Below are 17405 nucleotides of genomic sequence, written 5' to 3' on the forward strand. Positions count from 1 at the left end.
ATGCTCCTTATCGCTTACGCGTAATTCGAGCGAAAATCTGTTGTTTTTTGACATCTAAGCGAATAATACGTACAGATACTTTATCGCCAACACGCAGCCGATCAAATGCCATGTGTCGAACCAGTGCATCCACCCCGCGCTCCAGATTCACAAATACCCCATACTCTGCAATGCCGGATACCCGACCAATGTATTCACCGCGTAGATTGTATCGTTGACTACAATCTGGCCATGGACTTTGCTCGAGTGCCTTTCGGCTGATGACGATGCTTTTATTCTCTTTGTCCAGCTCTAGCACCTTCACTTTGAAGTGATCCCCTATTTCCACAACTTCGCGTAAGTCTTCCGTCCAACCGTGTGCGTAATGCTGCACCGGCAAATCGACTTCAATCCCGCCAATATCCACCGTCATTTGCTTCACACTAACAGAACGCACTACTGCCGTAATGATTGCATCTTTCTCCAACCACTTCCACGTTGCCGTTTCCATATGCTCAATCGCCGCTTGCCGAGAAGCGATGAATGTTTTTCCGTCTCGATCATAGGATACAATTTTAAAGGCAACTGGTTCGCCCAGCATCCGGCGGAAGGCATGAGGATCCGTTACACCAGCATATTCTTGTGGGATCAGTCCGCGTACTTCGCCTACTTGTACTACCCCGCATAGCTTATTCAGTTTGGTTTCCATCCCGATCAGTTCCGCCTGCAAAATCAGATTATTTTGCTTTGCACTGTAAATTTGCGCCCAAGCTTCATCGTATCCGCTTTGTTGTAGCTTTTTCTCATCGTACCCTTCAATCAGTACTCGTTTCAGTTCATTTTGGCTCATGGATAAATCCTCCTATAGGGTTATATTTTTGATCAATCCAAAATAACCTCACTGATCATCAGCGAGGGCATTACTCAAATGGGTCATCTTCGATGGCGGTATACATAGCATGCTGTTTGCGACGCTGAAATTCTTGGTGTAGTTTTTTTAATGTAGGATTCTCGCTTCCATGCATTTGAAATAACATACGAAAAGCTGCTGTTGCATCTTCATGTTGAATGATCTCAGCCCAGATATCGTTGTGGGTATAGTCGAGTTTCAACTCGTCTAATATCCAAGTAAATAAATACATTTCAAACGACTCTTCTTCTTTACCTTGCAGAGGTTTAGAGGTATGAGAATCCTCTTGCATTACCACTTCCGCACTAGCATCCAGTTCGGTTTGTTCTAGGGACAGCTCTTTATCAACAAAGATAAGCTTGGATGAAGATACTGATTTTTCTTCGTGTTGAGCTTCCAATTCCTGTTCAGTCACAGAATCTGAATCCTTCTCTTCTTGTTTGCGTTTAACATGAAATTTAAACGACCATTGTTTTTTTCGAACTTCCCACTCTCGGCGCTCGCGCCAGTCGCGCGGGACAAAACTGCCCTTTCCGATTTTTGGTGCCATCGGTGTTCCATCATTCAGTAACTTGGCCACGTAATGAAACTTAGGCAGCCCATCCATCAGTTGTGTGTAAAAGATCCGATCTTCTTCCATTTCCGTATCGCGGTAGTTTTCCGGTAATAGGTTTGGTATCAGGATCTGCTGTTTGAATGTACTCTGCCGGCTGATGATCTGTTTCTTTCCAAATTCACGACTGAACTCCAGCGCATCCTGATAAGCCAAACCACCAAACGCGATTTTATTGCGACAACTTGTCAGGATGGATTGCTTCATCGCTTTCGCATTGATTTTTCCTGCTTCTACTTCCAGTTGTCCAAGGGATTGCGTAGCAAAAAATCCAGCTGTTCGATATTCAGCAGCGATCGACAAGAACAGCTCGACATCAGGATTGATATACCGGGAATATTCATCGACGACGATTATATGCGGTATACGAGTAAGTTCTGTTCCCGGACGACGGAATGTACCGCTTTGCAAGTGCATGACTGCAAACTGACCGAAAGCATCCCCAGCTTTTCGTAACTTGCCCATGGCTGTATTGATCGCAAGTATGCCACCGTTTGCAAAGTGCGCATCCATGTCAAAATCCGACTGACCCATCAAAATCGGCTCTAAATGACGATTGGAGGTTAAGTTTTCTAACTGTGCTCGAAGACCAATCACGAATTGCTGGTACTTATCTTTTTGTGAACCGAGCAGCTCCGATTGAAAAAACTGTACTAAATCTGATTCGCCTTCCTTAAAACGTAACTCGGCTACTTTGTCCTCCAGCACACGCTGATCACGCATCGTTCGCAGGACATCGCCCAAGTTCACATCGTCTAAGTAAAGACGTTTTAAAAGCTTGGTAATGTTCCGACCAGCAAGTTCTTGAACAGTAGCGAAAAATGCTTCCTGTTTACCGAACATGGATTTCAACACAGTGACGGTAGCTTCAGCTACATCGTCCTCATCACCTTTCATCACAGGAAAGCGCGCACTCGTTGGAGATGTGGGGTCAACGTGTACACAGGGCAACTCCATCTCTCCAGCCATCTCTGCCACCATTCCGGCAAGATCCCCTTTGGGTTCAACAACTGAAAGCCCCAGTGGTATACCTCTTTTCTTCATCAACAGTAGCTGATAAATAATGGGCTTGAGCAGTGTTGCGGTTTTGCCGCAACGTGTCGGTCCCACGGCCAGCATATGCGTAAATAAATCACTTCCGCCAAATTGAATAGCCGACATGTACATTACTCCTTCATTGGAATCTCTTCGCCAAGATTCAGTTGAATCTCGGTACTTTTGTTGCGAATGAATATGCGTTTAATGGATGTCCAACGATCTGATACCGTTGGTTTAATGACAACCAGTTGCTGTTTGCTCACATTACCCCGACGATTCATAAAATTATGCTGGATACGATAATTCACTACTGTTAAAAACAAGGAAGTGAGCAGAACCATAAGGAGCATAGCGTGCAAACCCATGATCGCCGAGATCGGCATTCTAGACTGACTTATCAGCCAGGCATATCCGTTGAGCGATAAGGCTGATCCACTCCATAGAAGACCTGTGAAAAACATCAGCACCTGATTACGCTGCTCCAGTACCCAGCCATACAAGTACACCAGTAAGCTTCCGAAAGCAGGTAGCCATATCCACCATCCTTGCCAAGCCGGTGTTTGTGCATACAAATAAGCCCAGCTACATAAACTGAGCACGAGCCAAAGAAATCGAATCATACGCAATCCATAAGGTCGAATAAATTTTCAGACCGTGTTTGATCCTTATTACACCTGGGGCTGGTGAACCCGTAGATGATGACTGACTCTATAAATCGATGCAGGAAAGAAATAGTTGGCTCAGAAAGAAGCCATGATACATCATGATCGTACGCCATCATACCTATCCTCCTAGTCGTTTAAAATGACTTTCAACGGTAATTCGTGGAATACCGAGTATATCAACGTGCCGTTCATGCTCCATTTGCTTTTGATAGTATTCTTCCTCTTCTTCCAGACAGATCACCAGCACCCGTTGCCCTGCTTGGCGGCTCATTTCTGGCGTATAAAATTTCAAATTACGACCCAATGTCAGCATATCGCCTGTTAGCTGCTCTACCAAATATGGCGGATTCTCTTCTCCTTCCCTTCGTAGTCCATACAGAAATCCGTATTTGCTGTGATCTTTCACCCTCACAAGCTGCCCATAAGGAGCCAGCAACTGCTGCAAATGAGTATAACGATCACCCGCTAGAATGTACCAGCGTGTCAATCCAATCCCTAGCTCATCATACGGTAGGAGATAGATTGGAATACCGCCTGTCACCAGTCCTTCTCGCTCGCATAATTCTACGAAACGTCTTCTAACAGAACCATGCTTATAGAAGATTAAATATCCTTTGATCTGGATTTGTTTAGATGAGCGGATTTCAGTCACGATTTTGATGAATGTTTGCGGCTTTGTTTCGGCATTAAGCATATAAATCGTATAGTCTCCTTGTGTAGTCTCGAAACCGCCAAGTAATAAATCCCCTCGATTTAAGTGATATTTTCTTTTAATCCTCCTAGAATCCAAAAAGGGAATTTCAGATATTCTCAGATGCAACTCATTGGCGTCGATAATATACTGCCGCTGTTGTACAGTAAGTCCCATATCTCGCGCACGGTAGCTGCTTGTCTCTATTCTTTTCTTAGCTACCAGCAATTCCATTCCACGCTCCGCAATTCGTATATAAGCAGCTACCCGAGTATGCTGCTCTATTCGTCTACCGTATATTTGTGTCACAATCAATCCTTCGCATTTCATAATGTATAGTCGTTTATTCGCATATTTTGCATTCCCATTAAAATATGTTGTTGTAATCTGCTGCTTGGTTAGCTCCCTTAATTCATACAATGTCTGCAAAATTAATAAATCCCTTTCTGTCCATTCTCGCTGTTTTGGCATCTTCACTCACCCTTCGTTCTGGAAATCCTTACATTCTTTCTCTACTCACTATTTGCTTATTTTTACCATTCCTGTTCTTTGTATATTTTCTACTCATGCAGGGTGCTCCGAAGCTTCCACTCAACTGCGTTTAGCGGTAGCCTCTCCTCACCTTCTCGCTTTTTATGACTTATGCTTTTGCGTATTATCCTTTTCAGATCAACGGATTCAGCTATTTTTTGGCATCAATTATCGGGTTCAAATCAAAAGGTATTAGAATCAGGTTCAAATGAACCCGATTTCCCTTTAGTAATTCCATATTTATCATTTACATATATTGTTAAATTACTGATGTTTGATGTTGGACTGACTAAAACTTTGATGTGATTTTTACCCGAGTCATCTAAGAATCCAGCTTCCAAATTAACTATTTCTTTCCATGAATCGTCTCTAATCATTTGTGCATGTCTAACAGCATTAATTAACAAACTACGATTTCGATTATCTGTATCACGGATGATTAAGTTTTTAAAAAAGTGACAAATATAAATGCATGCATGATCTAACGTTGGATATTCAGCATTACGCACAGCTTCAAAAGTAGCATGCCAATAATAGTCACGAACCGCCCTAAAATATTTGCGATCTTGACTATACAAAGGTAGTACTCCCTCATAAGACAACTGATATACAGGATATCCACTCAATTCAAACATTTCGAAAGAGCAGGGTGGATAAGGTAACGGGTCAAGAGACCAACTTTCTGGTAAAAATGATCTTTTATTAGCAATTGCCTCACTCAGATCATATGAAAGCAACACAGATTGAAAATACATTCGCTCTAAACTCATAAGCTCTCTTTGTACTTCCTGCTCACGAAAACTCAATCCTTCCAACTGCATCACTTCCTTTTGACATTTATACATAGCAAATGCATCACATATAGATGCACTAGCAGAATATAAACTTCTGCCAAGTGCATCAGTAAGTGCAGCACTTAACTAGATGTGATGCGTATCACTTTAATTCGTTTAAAAAATCAAACGGGTCTTTAGGCGTATCACGATCAGGGGCTGAGGATGAGTCACCAAATAGGAGCGATTCTAGATCAGCCTCTTCTTTCTTGACCTCCTTGTTGAATCCTGCAAGTGCAACTGCAATCATATCTGTTTTTTGATTACGTTCCTCTACACGCCGTTCAAGTTCTGCTGCTTCTTCTGCTAGTTTGCTTACACTATCGGGAAAATTAAGTCCAGACACTACTGTATAGATCGTTACTAAACCAGGTTGATCGGCACCGTAGGTTGCAACAGGATTTTCATCAAGAGTAGGCGTAGTATTGTGTAAAAAAGATTGGACTTCTTCTACAAAAACATGAGTAAATAATTCATTAGCACAAGATTGATCAGCTACAATGCTTACTGCACTACTAGCTGCATCTGAAAGATCATAGCCGGTGCTCAGTTCTCCATTTAGCACACTTTGCTTAAGTTTATCCATGTAGGTAACTGGAGATGCTATGTTAATATCATTAATAGGCAAAACACATTTAGCAATATGCAAGCATCCGCTACTATGCAACATATTAAGCCATTCTGAAGCATCAAAATGATAATTTCCGTAGGGGATATAACTTGAAGTCACTGTATTGAGTTCATGAAGTAACTTGGCAATATGCCGATTACAGGACTTCATAAACTCTTCCACGCTGGCGGGCTTTTCCTGCGCAAGTCCAACTTGAAAAAGTTGTTCATTATCTACAATGATAATCGCACCAAGTCCAGACATTGCACGCTTTAGCGTTTGTAGGCGTTGCAGAGCATTAGAAAGCACCTTACGCCCCTCATTTCGACGTGGTAAGGTAAGTAGCAACCCAAAACGTCCAGCAAAACCAGAAGTATGCAGTAGACGAATGGCTTCTAATAGTGCTCCTGTACCGGTTCCTCCACCGAGTCCACAAGAAATGAATATATAATCACGATCTTTGAAATAGCTTATTACCGATTCTTTAATCAGCTCCTGATTATCCTCGAAAGCTTTTTGTCCTAGTACGATATCCCGTCCAACCCCACGCTCATAACCTTTTAGCAAGAGCTTTTTAACGTTAGGAAGATCTGATAATTTCGTCAAATCGATCTCATTGCTATTAATCAGTAGAGCAGTATAGGGACGTGTCTTATCTGTAGAAGACATAGGTACGTCAGCACAATCAAATGCAATCGATGTACCACCCATTCCCCAGCCAAAAAAGCCATATTTCAAACTGATTCTCATTTCTAAACGTCCTTTCCTTTTGATTTTTGAAGTTGTCGCTGCTGATGCCGATATTGTAGTAACTCCTCACCCAATGCTGACAATGTATACTGTTTGGTTTTTGCAATCTCTGCCACCTCGACTAAAGCTGCTCCCTCCAGCATTGCAGCCGCTTCATCCAATAAATGACGTGAGCGAATAGGAAGCTGTTCGGCTTCTGGATGAATCTCCTTGTAGATCATATTTGTAACATCCCGTAAGTGATCTTTCTGTACGGGACGTTCAGCCATTTTAATTCCGGCAAGCATCCAGATCATATTCTCATTTTGAACTGTAGCAGCTAATAATGCTTGTAAAATCTGTTCGCGACTTAGCATTTATAAGCACCTCCTTCATTTCTAAACAAAAAAACTCTTACCCAAATGAGTAAGAGTTTTTTGTAGAAATAAGGCTTTAGATCGATCAATAAAAGCGCCGAATTTATATTTAAGTATATGCTGATCTATTAAAGGGTGTTAAACCATTCAAATCAAATCTTTAAACCTAGAGTGTGGATCAATCATCTATTGCATTTGTAACGTATAATTTAATAAAAACCATTATATCTATAAAAGAAACTAAATAATTTCTGATTCATAATGATTTAGTTTTAAAGGCTTAATATTTTTAGTAAAAACATAAATAGAAGTCGAATATTTTTTTTGAGGATTACCTCCGATTATAAATAATATAGGTTCAGGACAGTTTATTCTATTATCCCTAGAAATCGATTGCATTTGAGTAAAGTCAATAATACTCATTTCACTTGACGAAAAAGGATGAAAGTGCCATTCACCTATATAGTAAGCTCTCTCTTTATACCACATTTCACTGAGCCATTTCTTTAGACCGCTTACCCCTCTATAAAATCTAGTTTTTGTTTTTTTTGAGTCTATAGGTGCTCGGCTACTTTTTAATATTATGGCCTTATTTAAATCATCATTATAATAGCCAACCAAAATACCACCTGTCTCTAAATCTTTACTTAAACGACATTCTGTCAACATAAATTTCAATACCTCATTACTAAATTCAACAGTTAAACTATTGTCATCATTTGAATATTTATGAATGAGCAATTAAAACACCTCATGTTGTTTTAATAAAACACCAGTCGTTTTTCCATTTGAATATTGCTGTTCATAAACAGCAAATATACTAGGTCTATGAGATTGAATCCACCAAGCTTCAATTTCTTTAATTGCTAGACTAGACATCAATGTAATATCATCTGAACGAGCAGGAAATAAAGGATGGTAACATCCAATTCCATCACGCGGTAATATAATATCCTTATTTTCTTTTTTTTCTAATTCGATCCAAGGTTTTATGAAATTATAAAATTCTTTTCGAGGAAAGGGGGTTTTATTTGATAAGAAGATAAATACCCTTTTTGCTCCAAAACCTACTGAGATTGAAATGAATCTTTTTGGAATTGTCCAATCAAAAGAATGCAGATAATCAATAACTGCATCGCTTCCAGTAGTATCGATTATAATTTCCTGTTGTTCTAATAATTCCATTTCTTGTTCATTTAAATTAGGGAATTTTTTATTAATTGCAAAAGACCAAGCATGTACACTGTTTTGATTAATTTTATCGGATAAAGCTTTAGCCTTTGAAGAAAATAAATGATTTACTCCAAGCGTATGTCTGGATAGATTACCCATTTCTAAAATATCATCATCGCAAATTACTATTTTGGAAATACCCAGTCTAGATAGCATCTCACTAATTGATGAACCTAACGCCCCGGCTCCAATCAAAAAAATACCGTCATTATATGTTTTTTTATCAATACTCCCTCGGCTAAGAATTGCTTCTTTGCTCCAATTGTCAGTATAAATATAATTCAGATTTTGATTAGAATGCAAACTATTAAGGCGATCCAATTGAAAATAATAATCAATTTCTTTTCGAAATCCTTTAACTTTTTTTACTTTTTTCGTTAACGCTCTTATACCAATGCTAATCCAATGTATAATTAGGCTTTCGTCTCCAACCAATTTAGGAATTTGAAATCCGATCAAAAGATAAATTTGTTGTCCTTCTTTTCTAATTTTATGCATAAGTTCATATACTTCATTCCAGATATTGAAATGATTTTTTTTACAAACTTCTTCCAAATCTCCAATCGTTTTAGGATAAGTCCATGGATGAATTATAGGCTGAAATGGTAACAATACCCATACTCCCGAATGGAGTTTAGTTTCTATTTCTTCGGTTACTATTCTTCCCCAATTATATTTCTTTATAATTTGGTTTTTTTTATCAAAAAAATCACAAACAAAAAATATATCTGGATGAGCATTTACATTTTTTAAAGATATAAATCCACTTCTATTCCTAGAGTTTATCCAATTACCAAATTCTTCTTGTTCTTCAGCAAAAATGATTTGTGGTTTTTTATTCAAATATGCATGCGGTAATTCAAAATAAGCACCTTTTTCAGCGAGTGAATCATTAAAAGCAGCAAGGATCCAATTTTTCAAACGCTCTACATGCCAAGAAATACGATATTTTGCATCCATCATTTCTTCAGTATCTGATAGTAATTCAAGTTGGTTATTATCCCAGTCTGTACAAATTTTACCTAGTCGCCACGGAAGATTATCAACTTCTATGTTCTGATTCATATGCTGATATGTTTGTTTGATACCATAAATTTTATCTGGGTATATGCTAATAGATCCTCTTGGATAAAGAGGATCTATTAGCATATACCAATTTGTTGCGTATGGTATGTTACCATCATTTAATTCTTGCAGTTCAATATTAAATCTAAGAATCCAACTTTTGTGTTCTGAGAGCCAGAAAAGTTCTTCTAGCTGTTGATATCCTTTTATGATATCTAATTGAGTACATCCTATAATTATATTATTAGCTACTGAAAGATCAGCCAAAACGACCACCTACAATATTAGAATTATTTGGATTCTCCCTTTTTGAAAAAGTCGAATTACCTTTTTCGTTACTATTCGTTGTAGCTTCCGATGTTGGGAACTTTGAACCAAATAATTTATTCCATTCTTCTGCACTTTCTTTAACAGTAGTAGCATTTGTAGCTTTTCTAGCCGTTTTAGCTGCTATTTTTATCAATTTATAAAATTCATCGTACTCTTCATCATTAACTCTTCCCATAACGTCATGCTCAGGGACACCATGATCTGCCATAAAAGGTTTTGTTGGGTAGTTATTTACTATTCCTTCTAAAACTTCTGTTACACCTTGACCAATACTTTCTATTTCATCTGGACAACACAGCCCTATAAGATGCTCTAAAGGGTAGCCTTTTGGATATTTAGGTATATTGTTAATTCTTCTCCACCACTTTAAAGCTTTTACTACGTTCACATAATGGCGATCACAAGATTTATTCTTTTCTTGTGTCCACTTAATTTGTGCAAGAGGATCAGTTTTCTTCCATTCTTTAGCATCTCTATCAGGGATCCAAAGAGGAACAGTCTTCCATTCTGGTTCATTTTCATTTGAATAAGTTTTAGAGACGAAGCTTTCTTCAATAGTTTCATTTAAAACTTCCCACGAATTTTTCAAAGTCCATGTTTCAACATCCTCTAGTGTGTACATGTTAGTAACACTATTTGATTCCAAAATATTCTCTTCACTTTCAGAGGGAGCAGCAGTTATAACTACATCCAAGTCTACATAGCTCAAGGTAATTCCGATAGATCGACCTTGGATCTTATACTTTCCAGCATAATGTTTCTCCATGAATGGCTCAAACTCTTTAATTGCATCTTCTGGATTATTATATTTATCCATGCTTAACCTAGTCACTACAATTACATCAACATCTGAACGACTATCTCCTTTTGGTCGCACTGCCGTAGCTCGTCGATAGCTTCCTTGTAAAAATGTGCTTACAATAATTCCAGATAACTTTTCATCTTCTTTTAGTCTTTTTCTTAGTGTAGTATGACCTTTAATCAAATCATTAGTTTGATTTTCTGTTAAACGAATTTCTTTAATAAATCGAGAAAAATAAGTTGGAATATTCACTATAGCACCTCCGATTTTTATAAAGGCAAATAAAATGAAGGGAAATACGATCCATCTCCAGAAAAATGATTTTCATACAAAACAATCTCTGGAATATGCGTAGCTTGTTGAGCAAGGAAAAAAACAAACCCTCCAGGAGCAGAAATAAAAAAATGAATCTTACCTTTTTTTTGGTGCGGTTTCCGACGACCTATAGTGCGAATAACTTGTTCCGCAAGTATCCATGAATGTGTTGCATCCTCAATTGCTGTGACTCCTTCTAAAGGTAAATAAAAATGATAAAACAACTTTTGTGCTAAACCCTTCTCTTCTAGATACCACTCAACTTGATCCTTAACATTACGAGTTACACTGATAGCAACCACCGTATCACTATCAGAAGATGGATCATCCAAGCATTCTTCAATGAACTTACTATAATTTGGCATAGTTTTATCATACAAATCTGGAATCCATGCAATCAATCCATTTCCACGTTGAACTGGAAAAGCTCTAACTCCAGATTTTGGGTTCAAAATTAAACCAACCGCAAATGTTATAGATAAATGTGTATTGAATTGAATGAGATAGGAACTGCCAGGAGAAAACACGCTTTTAGTAAATTCGGCTACCTTCGCATGAATGTCTTCATTCCAGCTCTTTCCTGACTTTAGCAATCTACCATCAAAATCATCGCTCATACATAATAAATGATGGGTTTCTTCTTCTAAATTTTCAGTATATGGCAGAAAACTTCGAATACCTACAGGAATATTATCTTTTAAAATCATGGGCTGACCAGTATATAATTTCTCTGTACGGCATAATTTTAGTAAGTCTTCTTTATTAAAGCGTTTACTTCCTTTACTAGCACAATTAACGATTAAGTCATTATAGGGATTTACAAGAACAGTAAAATCTACAGGTCTCAATCCAGCCAGCATAAGTTTAGCATTAAGTTGTTCTCTAATTAAAAAAGAAATTCCTGGTTTACTATGTTGAATACGAACAGTACTTAAAATATTACGTAATTCGTTTTCATTTTTTAAACCCAGTTGCTTCATCATAGCTTTTCGAGCTCTAGCCATTTTAGTGCTTGGTCTTCCATCAAATAGAGCATTTAAATTCAATTTATTATGTTGATTGTCCAACAGTTTTTCCAAGGGATCACCTTTTTGAATATTCCAAGGTGTAACTAAATGGAACCTTGCTTTCGTATATCCTTGCTTTAAAGCATCATGAACACGATTTAAAAAAGAATACGCTGAGGCATTAATAAACAAAGGATCAATAAGATCTAATAGTTTTATCTGGTTTGAATTCTTAACATGATATTTCACCTGATAAAAATCCATAATAATCTCGTCTTCAATGCTATAATCGCCTTTAATCGGTTGAATATATTCAACTACTACATCATCAATTGATTTTACTCTATCATCTTCATAAGATACTTCTTTAATATTACTATCACTATGAAGCAATTCAGAAGCAAACAACCAAAAATATAGATTTTGATAGGTTAACCCAGCATTAATGGCATCAATTGGTTTTCCCATATATCACAATCCTATAATAGATTTTTAATATATTAAAACATATGTTCTTAATACTAATATTCTCATAAAATACTTTTTTATTCAATTCATTTATCACTTGTAAACTTAATAACTTCCCATTCTATAAATACTATCAGGCAATTTATAAATAAATGAAAATTTAATCATTTGGAAGGAAATCAGTATCTAATTGGATTTGATAGATCCATCAATTGTTAGTTCAAGTTAACATTAAAAGCCAGCTATCCTTCTTATTACAGAAAATAACTGGCTTTAATAGTAAAACCACTAAAATTAGAAGAGATGTTGTCCTTGTAGCGTTCTCTCAAGTATAATCGCACTTTCAGCTCGACTGAGCTTACACTTCGGTCTAAATGTCTGATCTGGATATCCCTTCACAATACGTCTTGCTGTCAAAGCGCCTACGTCTTCTCTTACCCAAGGAGAAATTGCGTTAAAATCGATGTAAAAATTACTATTATTTTCTACAGGTAAAACATGAAGTGCGTTTGACAGCATTTTTGCAGCTTGTTCTCTATCTATCACTAGTTCTGGTAAAAATCTCTCATTATTGAAACCTTTAACAATATGGTTTTCAACTGCTGCATGAAGCTCTGGCATGTACCAAGCGCTATCATCAATATCCCTAAAAGTTAATTTTATAGCAGATTGCTTAATCTGCTCAGGCGTCAATACCAACCGAGTCAACAAAGCCATAAATTCGGCACGTGTTGTCCCTGCTTTCGGTGCGTATAGATCATCAGAAATGCCCTTTATAATACCCATATTTGCAAGTCGTGTAATGGACTCCTTTGCAAAACTTCGATCAATATCAATAAAACCTTTTTTAATGCTTGTATCTGGCTCTTCTTCATCTACGGGATCAGGATCAGCGACTACCAGCTCTTCGGTTACTTCTGGTTGTTTGGTGTCGGTTGCAGGTGCTTCCGCTACCCCCTCAGTGCGCTCTTTCTTTGTTTTCGCACGAAGAGTTTGCATATTGGATTGATCGCCCTGATCGTTCTCCGTCCAGACATGGAAATTGTAAGTTTCATCTGGCTGGAGACGATCTTGTATATACTTGTTATAGCCGTTTGCTGATCCACGATAAAGTTCCTGTCCTTGCGAAGCGATCACTAGCGTTTCAGTAGATAGTTCATGCTGTAAATGTAAGGTGATAGCAGTACGAGTACTAGCATAGCTCAGCGTGATTGTTCCATCTGGTAACGTCTCCACTGTCGGTACTGGCATTGCTTTCCCTTCACCAGTAGTATTCACAGGCACAACCGTGTAGCCATTGTGGCAAGTTGCACTGTGGAGCTGATCGATTACCGCACTATGTTCAATTGTTTGTGTAATCAACTGCTTATATTTATCATACACGCGGTAAAGATCCGCACCCGGTACAGCTTTCCAACTGATCTGCAAATCATGCATATTTACACGATCTATGCTTACCAATTGGCTATAGTCGGTATTTTCATCTTTAAATCCAGGTAGTGTGCGGAAAGTGTATACTGATGATGCACCGGTTCCTGAAGCGTTTTTTGCAACAGCGTGATACTGTACGATATCACCAGGCTCCAAATCAGTCGCATTATATGCTGGCGTTTGTACCGTAGCAAGTAAAGTACCAGTAGAATCACGTAGCTCGTAAGCTGCGGCACTCTTCACAGCTGTCCATTCAAGGTTTACAGATGTTGGTGTCTGCTTGATTAAGGTATAACCTGTTGGAGCTGATGGCAATGTAAGAAAACGATCCGTATACGCTTGACCATAACCTGCTGTATTTCCGGCAGCTAGCGTATAACTGTACACTGTTCCGCCCTGCAAACCGTATAATTTAGTTCGACCGGTAGCTACCTCATACTCTTTGCCATTCACAGACAATTTGTACTTGGTCGCGCCAGAAACATCATACACATTAAACGTCACACTATTTTCTTGAATATCCAAAACACTGATGGCAGCACTGGATGGCTGATCTGGAAGCGTTGTACCAATCATACTAATGGAGCGTCCCACCCCAGACTGATTATATGCAGCCAGTTCAAGTCTATGAATTGTTCCCGGTCGAAGTCCAGTAAATGTATACTCGCTGAGTACCGAACCCAAGCGGATCACTTTATCTCCATCTAGCGTAGCTTCAAATCCTTTCGTGCCGTGTGGAATATCCACAGCTACCGTAAAACTGGTAGGTGTTGCTGTCACCTGTTGGAGCTTCTTTGGCGCTGCTGGTAGTGTCCATACTTCGCTGAGCGTCGCTTTTGTACCCCATCCAGTGCTATTTCCAGCGGCAACATCATAATCATACATGCTACCTGATTGTAAACCAGTATCTTTATATGACGAAGGTGCACCCGTGTAGATGATCTGACTGTCTCGGCGCAAGCGGTAATACGTATCGTTGGTAACACTGCTCCAATCGTATACCCCACGCGTCACGCTGTTCCAACTCAGCGAGATCGAATCCTCTGTCATTTGCACTGATTTAAACTCATTAGGCTGATTCGGCAGGGTTAAGAAGGAGACGTGATACGCTGCCCCTTCTCCGCTGGCATTCATTGCCCGTATTGCAAAGTCATACATTACATATGGCTTGAGTCCCGATATTTCCTGATAAATGGTGCCAGTCACAGTTACATCTGCATCGATCTGCTTAGTACCCCAATTTGTAGCAGTGATTCGGTATCCAGTTGCTGATTGTACTGGTGTGATATTGAGCAAAGCTTTACTGTAATCGTCTCCGCTCGCATATACAGATGCACTCGCCGTCATTTGCGGTAATGTCACGCCAGTAATTGCAGCACTGGCAAGGCTAGTACCTACATGATTTTCTGCTGTAATCGTGTAGGTGTATTCTGTGCCACCTGCCAATGAACTATCCTTCAGCTCGTTGATCGGATAATCGAGCGTCCAGCTTTTTCCTGTTGTTTCATTCCGGATTGTGTATTGCAAACCATCTACATTCACTTCACCTGTGGGAAGCGACCAACTCAAGAGCATCTGATTGGTCGCTGTGCCAGTTACGTTCAGTTTTGGCGTTTCTGGCTGCCGTTGTAAATGATATGCAGATGATGTAAAACTGACTTCATTATCTGCTAAGTCATAGCCTTTCAGGTGCAAGTACCACACGCCTGCTTGGCTAAGAATAGTCGTCTGTTGCGTGCTGGTTGCTTGATCCCAACTGCTCGGCTCAGTTGTCGATTGAGTCCACTTGTAGTACATTTTGTTTTCGTTCATACCAGACTCTGCGTCGTCAAACGTAAAAGTTACCGGAACATCCTGATCCGTCCAGCTTGCCCCATTTCGAGAAACCATTACGGTTGGCTTTACATCATCGATAGTGGTTACGGTGATCGACTTGGACGATGTATTGCCTGCCGCGTCCTCAAAACCAAACGTGTACGTACCATTATGTGTAACGGAGTAATCATAATGGCTACCGTTATACGCGCTGTTGTTTGGCAAATGAATAAATTGAAATCCAGACGCGCTGTCCATGCCGTCAGCACTGATCGTTATCGACTTTGCCCAGCCTTGAGGCGCTGTTAGTATACCAATCGGCGAGGTGTTATCGATATTGATCTTACCAGAAATTAAATCACTCTCCAGTCCAACATTGTCGATAGTGGATGCAGTAACAATGGTCTGACCGTCCGCGGTGATCGATTTGACCGAACTGTTTCGTCCCCCTGCCTTTGCTTTACTACGTGCCTGCTCAGTGGCTCCATAGAGCGTGTAATAAACACCGTTTACGCCAGAACTTTCATCTGTGCCCGGCGTAAAATTAAGCTCAAATGTCCCACGATACCACTTTTTGGAATCCAAGCCTACAATCGTTGGGATACTAGGCTTATTCCGATCCAAGCGGCTATAAGCAATACCATACGCACTTTCCATGGTATTACGAGTAAGCAGCCGAGATTCAATCTTTACTTCGCCTTCAGTTGAAATATTGACAGCCCCAACATAATTAATCCAATCGCCACCAGCGATCCGATATTGGAGCACTCCATAAAACTGTTCATAATAATTTCCGTAATATCTGGGCTTTGCAATCGAAAAACTATTATTGCTGCCTATATGATAGTTTTCGCTTGGCGTTACTGTAATGACTGGTGCAGACGTTAGTGTAATATCCTTGCGATATACGCGATATTTGAGCGATTTCATGGTCTCGTAATACCCCGATCCCCATGAGTAGTAAATCTGGATATCAGTCAATTTTTTCTTGTAATACTCCGCATAAGAAATATTCCCGCCATGATTATCATCCATGCGATAACCATCTGGCCCGTTGATCTTTAACACTTTGTATTCAGTATGAACGCCATAATTCATTGCACCCACTGCTTGACCATTTCCAGAAGGGATCCAAATTGTAGAATATGTGTTGCCATCATCACTTGCACTAATTTTACGATCATAAGATGTAACTCCATTACCGCCAAACCCTGCAACCGATGTTTCTGCTTCAACGACCACATAATACTCTGCTGCACCAATGTCATTGGGAACCGGCACAGAAAAGTTAGCCTGAATCGATTTGGCATAGCGGTAATAGGTTCCCGCTGGGTAACCCCAGGAACTGTTCGCTCCAGTCGTTTTGCTACCCAGCACTGGATTTTCCACAGATCCTGATGCAACCAAATATCCATAATTGGCTTGCTCGAATGCAAGATCTGATGATGACGCAGCTACTGGTTGATCACTACCAAATGGCAACATCAAAGAACCTAGCAGTATAATCACTGCTAAGCATCCATTGATATATTTTTTATGCATATTCCTCCTCCATCCATAAACCTTATCCAACTTCGCTACTACACATAGTTACATTTTGTAGAGCTACATAGATTCACCTGCCTCTAGAAGAAAATACAAGCAAAGCTTGCTACATAGAATAGAAGAAATAAAAAAAGCCCGTCACTTCCCTTAAATCAGGAAAATGACGGGCTTGGAGCATCATGATATACTTGGATTTAGTACAATAGAATAGGCTAAAGGGCGGGCGGCTAATCTCCTATAAGGGAGGTGATGCCAATGGAAGTCTATCAAGCGTTGATCTTGATGATATCCTTTGCAACATTAGTTGTATTGATACTTTCGTTCAATAAAAAGAAATAGACCGCTATTTTGTGAATGCGCGGTCTATTATAATAGCTCATCTAAAGCCTACCGCCTTTGCAAGCGGCTGTTGTACGGG

At 39.3% G+C, this 17405-nt stretch carries 13 protein-coding genes; 1 reads left to right on the forward strand and 12 read right to left on the reverse strand.

Going from position 1 to position 17405, the window contains the following annotated elements; translation table 11 throughout:
* Positions 1-7: 7 nt before the first annotated feature.
* The 12 genes from QCD85_RS06040 to QCD85_RS06095 form a co-directional block, all read right to left on the reverse strand.
* The gene (locus QCD85_RS06040) at positions 8-829 is read right to left on the reverse strand and encodes a S1 RNA-binding domain-containing protein (protein WP_274172683.1); all 822 of its coding nucleotides are present in this window, start codon (positions 827-829) and stop codon (positions 8-10) included.
* 70 nt (positions 830-899) lie between these two features.
* Positions 900-2663 carry a type IV secretory system conjugative DNA transfer family protein gene (locus tag QCD85_RS06045; protein WP_274172682.1) on the reverse strand — a complete coding sequence of 588 codons (1764 nt, stop codon included), beginning with the start codon at positions 2661-2663 and terminating at the stop codon, positions 900-902.
* A gap of 5 nt (positions 2664-2668) precedes the next feature.
* Entirely contained in the window at positions 2669-3112 is a 444-nt protein-coding gene (locus QCD85_RS06050) for a hypothetical protein (protein WP_301261978.1), read from the reverse strand.
* Between the two features lie 211 nt (positions 3113-3323).
* Positions 3324-4367: a hypothetical protein gene (locus QCD85_RS06055; RefSeq protein ID WP_274172680.1), complete on the reverse strand. Its 1044-nt coding sequence runs from the start codon at positions 4365-4367 to the stop codon at positions 3324-3326.
* Between the two features lie 242 nt (positions 4368-4609).
* Positions 4610-5242 carry a hypothetical protein gene (locus QCD85_RS06060; protein WP_274172679.1) on the reverse strand — a complete coding sequence of 211 codons (633 nt, stop codon included), beginning with the start codon at positions 5240-5242 and terminating at the stop codon, positions 4610-4612.
* Positions 5243-5363: 121 nt separating this feature from the next.
* Positions 5364-6620 carry a plasmid replication protein gene (locus QCD85_RS06065; RefSeq protein WP_274172678.1) on the reverse strand — a complete coding sequence of 419 codons (1257 nt, stop codon included), beginning with the start codon at positions 6618-6620 and terminating at the stop codon, positions 5364-5366.
* A gap of 2 nt (positions 6621-6622) precedes the next feature.
* Positions 6623-6976 carry a hypothetical protein gene (locus QCD85_RS06070; RefSeq protein WP_274172677.1) on the reverse strand — a complete coding sequence of 118 codons (354 nt, stop codon included), beginning with the start codon at positions 6974-6976 and terminating at the stop codon, positions 6623-6625.
* Positions 6977-7216: 240 nt separating this feature from the next.
* On the reverse strand, positions 7217-7717 hold the full coding sequence (locus tag QCD85_RS06075) for a hypothetical protein (protein WP_274172676.1): 501 nt from the start codon (positions 7715-7717) through the stop codon (positions 7217-7219).
* Positions 7718-9541, reverse strand: coding sequence for a ThiF family adenylyltransferase (locus QCD85_RS06080; RefSeq protein WP_274172675.1), 1824 nt, complete (start codon positions 9539-9541; stop codon positions 7718-7720).
* Positions 9534-10658: an SMODS domain-containing nucleotidyltransferase gene (locus tag QCD85_RS06085; RefSeq protein WP_274172674.1), complete on the reverse strand. Its 1125-nt coding sequence runs from the start codon at positions 10656-10658 to the stop codon at positions 9534-9536. The genes QCD85_RS06080 and QCD85_RS06085 overlap by 8 nt, the downstream gene beginning before the upstream one ends.
* Positions 10659-10675: 17 nt before the next feature.
* Positions 10676-12196, reverse strand: coding sequence for an SAVED domain-containing protein (locus QCD85_RS06090; protein ID WP_274172673.1), 1521 nt, complete (start codon positions 12194-12196; stop codon positions 10676-10678).
* Between the two features lie 294 nt (positions 12197-12490).
* Positions 12491-15700 carry an S-layer homology domain-containing protein gene (locus QCD85_RS06095; protein WP_301261979.1) on the reverse strand — a complete coding sequence of 1070 codons (3210 nt, stop codon included), beginning with the start codon at positions 15698-15700 and terminating at the stop codon, positions 12491-12493.
* A 1542-nt stretch (positions 15701-17242) separates the two neighbouring features.
* Between QCD85_RS06095 and QCD85_RS23920 the strand changes: the two genes are divergently transcribed.
* On the forward strand, positions 17243-17326 hold the full coding sequence (locus QCD85_RS23920) for a putative holin-like toxin (RefSeq protein ID WP_367317630.1): 84 nt from the start codon (positions 17243-17245) through the stop codon (positions 17324-17326).
* Positions 17327-17405: the final 79 nt, after the last annotated feature.

This window comes from Paenibacillus sp. PsM32 (assembly GCF_030433815.1).
Classification (GTDB): domain Bacteria; phylum Bacillota; class Bacilli; order Paenibacillales; family Paenibacillaceae; genus Saccharibacillus; species Saccharibacillus kyungheensis.

What these genes read in the sequence shown, in the direction of transcription:
- QCD85_RS06045 (WP_274172682.1), bottom strand. Translation starts at nt 2,663, where the DNA reads ATGTCGGCTATTCAATTTGGCGGAAGTGATTTATTTACGCATATGCTG.
- QCD85_RS23920 (WP_367317630.1), top strand. Translation starts at nt 17,243, where the DNA reads ATGGAAGTCTATCAAGCGTTGATCTTGATGATATCCTTTGCAACATTA.
- QCD85_RS06065 (WP_274172678.1), bottom strand. Translation starts at nt 6,620, where the DNA reads ATGAGAATCAGTTTGAAATATGGCTTTTTTGGCTGGGGAATGGGTGGT.
- QCD85_RS06070 (WP_274172677.1), bottom strand. Translation starts at nt 6,976, where the DNA reads ATGCTAAGTCGCGAACAGATTTTACAAGCATTATTAGCTGCTACAGTT.
- QCD85_RS06095 (WP_301261979.1), bottom strand. Translation starts at nt 15,700, where the DNA reads ATGGACAGCGCGTCTGGATTTCAATTTATTCATTTGCCAAACAACAGC.
- QCD85_RS06040 (WP_274172683.1), bottom strand. Translation starts at nt 829, where the DNA reads ATGAGCCAAAATGAACTGAAACGAGTACTGATTGAAGGGTACGATGAG.
- QCD85_RS06090 (WP_274172673.1), bottom strand. Translation starts at nt 12,196, where the DNA reads ATGGGAAAACCAATTGATGCCATTAATGCTGGGTTAACCTATCAAAAT.
- QCD85_RS06055 (WP_274172680.1), bottom strand. Translation starts at nt 4,367, where the DNA reads ATGCCAAAACAGCGAGAATGGACAGAAAGGGATTTATTAATTTTGCAG.